Source organism: Planktosalinus sp. (assembly GCF_059864935.1).
The window spans coordinates 1-2,758 of record NZ_JCBCCK010000223.1 but is presented as its reverse complement, the minus strand read 5'-3'; the positions used below and the strand labels follow the sequence as shown (position 1 = coordinate 2,758).

At 40.1% G+C, this 2,758-nt stretch carries 4 protein-coding genes; 3 read left to right on the top strand and 1 reads right to left on the bottom strand.

Features of this window, described 5'->3' with window-relative positions:
- A partial coding sequence (locus AC6F75_RS07875) for a peptidoglycan DD-metalloendopeptidase family protein (protein ID WP_500714434.1) occupies window positions 1–183 on the top strand: 183 nt, incomplete at its 5' end.
- Between the two features lie 55 nt (window positions 184–238).
- A complete protein-coding gene (locus AC6F75_RS07870; protein WP_500714432.1) occupies window positions 239–568 on the top strand; it encodes a MerR family transcriptional regulator in 330 nt (109 codons plus the stop codon).
- 14 nt (window positions 569–582) lie between these two features.
- Here the strand turns inward: AC6F75_RS07870 and der are convergent, their stop codons facing one another.
- Window positions 583–1,887: a ribosome biogenesis GTPase Der gene (gene der, locus AC6F75_RS07865; protein WP_500714431.1), complete on the bottom strand. Its 1,305-nt coding sequence runs from the start codon at window positions 1,885–1,887 to the stop codon at window positions 583–585.
- Window positions 1,888–1,973: 86 nt separating this feature from the next.
- Here der and AC6F75_RS07860 point away from each other — a divergent pair, with 86 nt between their 5' ends.
- Window positions 1,974–2,471, top strand: coding sequence for a hypothetical protein (locus AC6F75_RS07860; RefSeq protein ID WP_500714430.1), 498 nt, complete (start codon window positions 1,974–1,976; stop codon window positions 2,469–2,471).
- Window positions 2,472–2,758: the final 287 nt, after the last annotated feature.

Here is a 2,758-nt window from a genome sequence, read left to right as displayed (position 1 = left end):
AGAGGTGATGTCATTGGTTTTGTTGGAAGTACCGGAAGGTCTCAAGCGCCACACTTGCATTATGAAGTAATCAAGGATGGTGAACGCATCAACCCTATCAATTTCTATTATGGCAATCTTACCGCCGAAGAGTTTGAAATATTGTTGAGAAAATCACAACAAGAAAACCAATCTCTGGATTAATTTTTTGTGGATTATTATACCTATTTTTGATAACTCTACTCAAGCAAGTGGATTTATGAAAGCAACCCTTCCCGAAAAGCGCTATTACAATATTGGTGAAGTAGCCAAAGCTTTTGATGTGAATGCATCCTTACTGCGCTTTTGGGAAAAGGAATTTGATATTTTAAAACCAAAGAAAAACGCCAAAGGAAACAGAAAATTCACTCCGGAGGATGTCAAAAACTTCGAACTCATCTTTCATCTTGTCAAAGAACGTGGCTTCACCCTTGAGGGCGCTAAAACACACTTAAAAGCAAGCAAGAAAAAAACACTTGACAGCTTTGAAATCATTCAAAAATTAGAATTTGTCAAGAATGAATTAATAAAAATTAAGGAAACCCTTTAGTTTTTGAATGCCTTTTATTTCTTCCTAAAATAAATAGTTACAGGAACCCCGCTAAAATCAAATTGCTCCCTGAGTTTGTTTTCAATAAAACGCTTGTAGGGCTCTTTGACATACTGCGGCAAATTGCAGAAAAATGCAAAAGACGGATAAGGCGTGGGCAACTGAGTGCAGTATTTGATTTTAACATATTTTCCCTTGTATGCAGGTGGTGGTGTGTGCTCAATAATTGGCAGCATCACATCGTTAAACTGACTGGTGGGTATGCGCCTGCTGCGGTTGTTATAGACCTCAACAGCGGTTTCTATGGCTTTAAAAATGCGTTGCTTGGTCAATACCGAAATAAAAATGATTGGAAAATCAGTGTAAGGCTCACACTCACTTCTGATCATTTTCTCAAAGTTTTTGGTGCTGTGCGTGTCTTTTTCAACCAAATCCCATTTATTCACCAAAACCACTACTCCCTTGTTGTTTCTGTGAGCCAACCAAAATATGTTTTGATCCTGACCTTCAAATCCGCGGGTGGCATCAACAACAACAATGGCAACATCACAATGCTCTAGAGCTCGGACACTTCGCATTACTGAATAAAACTCCAGGTCTTCCTTAACCTTAGCCTTTCGGCGAATACCGGCAGTATCTACAAGATTAAATTCAAATCCAAAACGGTTGTACTTGGTATCAATGGCGTCACGGGTCGTTCCGGCAACATCGGTAACGATGTATCTTTCTTCTCCCAAAAGTGCGTTGATAAACGATGATTTACCGGCATTGGGGCGTCCTACAACTGCAAATCGAGGCAGTTCCTCTTCCTCTTCTTCAGGTTTTTCAGGAAGTGAAGCCACTAAATCGTCTAATAAATCTCCGGTTCCACTACCGTTAATACTGGCAATGGTATATATTTTTTCAAAACCAAGTGCATAAAATTCTGCGGCATCAGCGGCTCTTTTGGAATTGTCCACCTTGTTGACCGCTAGAAAAACAGGCTTGTCTGTGCGGTGTAGCAATTTGGCAACCACTTCATCCATTCCGGTTACACCGTCTTCAACATCCACCATAAAGATGATAGCATCTGCTTCATCGATGGCAAGTTCCACTTGTTTGTCGATTTCGGCTTCAAACACATCGTCACTGCCCCTCACATAACCACCGGTGTCAATGAGTGAAAACTCTTTGCCATTCCAGTCGGCTTTGCCATAGTTCCTGTCGCGTGTAACTCCACTCACTGCATCGACAATAGCCTCGCGACGCTTTATCATTCGATTAAAAAACGTTGATTTCCCCACATTGGGTCTCCCCACCACAGCAACTATATTTGGCATGACTTTTTTTAAATTTTTTGCAAAGGTAAGTGTTTTGTCCTTAGTTTTACAGCAACTCAGCATTTTAGCTTTTCAGCGAAAATAGTATGGAACTGGATACCCAAATTCAATTAAGGCCGCGATTTGAAAAAGTGGTTTCCAAAACCGTGGAAAGCATTCAAACCGATGCCGATTTGTTAAAGCAAAAAGTAAAACCTGATTTTATTATCAACCGGCTTGACGAACACCTCTGGATTTACATCGGAAAAGAAAGTAAGAAGTTTTACTCTCCACACCTCCACCTGGAATTTGAAACCTTTGAAAACGGCAAAACCAAAGTAAAAGGTCTCTATGGTCCCGACCCGGGGTTGTGGACCATGTTTATGTTCCTTCATTTTGTGGTAGCCGGGATTTTTATCATTTTTGGAGTATTTGCATACTCAAACTGGACATTGAATGAGCCATTTGGAATCCATCTGGCTGTTATGGGCTTGATGGTTATAGCCTGGTTTACATTGTACTTCATCGCCCGAAGCAACCGCAAAAAAGGAATGCCACAAACACGAGAATTGGAAAAGGTAATGAATGAGTTGTTGAATGTTTGATTATGGATGACGGGGAAAAGTTTCAAATTACAAGCACCAAATTCCAATAAAAAAACAAAATTCTATAGTATATCTGAACCGTTTTTAGCCACAAAGGCCCCAAACCACACAGATTCACAAAGAAAAATTAGTTGTCCTTTTGAATCTTTGGAATTTGGTGCTTGGAATTTGGTTCTTGAGTTTTCATTTTGGTGCTTTTAAATTCTAACCTCTACTTACTAAGAATCGTATCCAAACCTCCTCAACTGCCTCGCATCACTGCGCCAGTTTTTGTTGACTTTCACATA

What these genes read in the sequence shown, in the direction of transcription:
- AC6F75_RS07870 (WP_500714432.1), top strand. Translation starts at nt 239, where the DNA reads ATGAAAGCAACCCTTCCCGAAAAGCGCTATTACAATATTGGTGAAGTA.
- der (WP_500714431.1), bottom strand. Translation starts at nt 1,887, where the DNA reads ATGCCAAATATAGTTGCTGTGGTGGGGAGACCCAATGTGGGGAAATCA.
- AC6F75_RS07860 (WP_500714430.1), top strand. Translation starts at nt 1,974, where the DNA reads ATGGAACTGGATACCCAAATTCAATTAAGGCCGCGATTTGAAAAAGTG.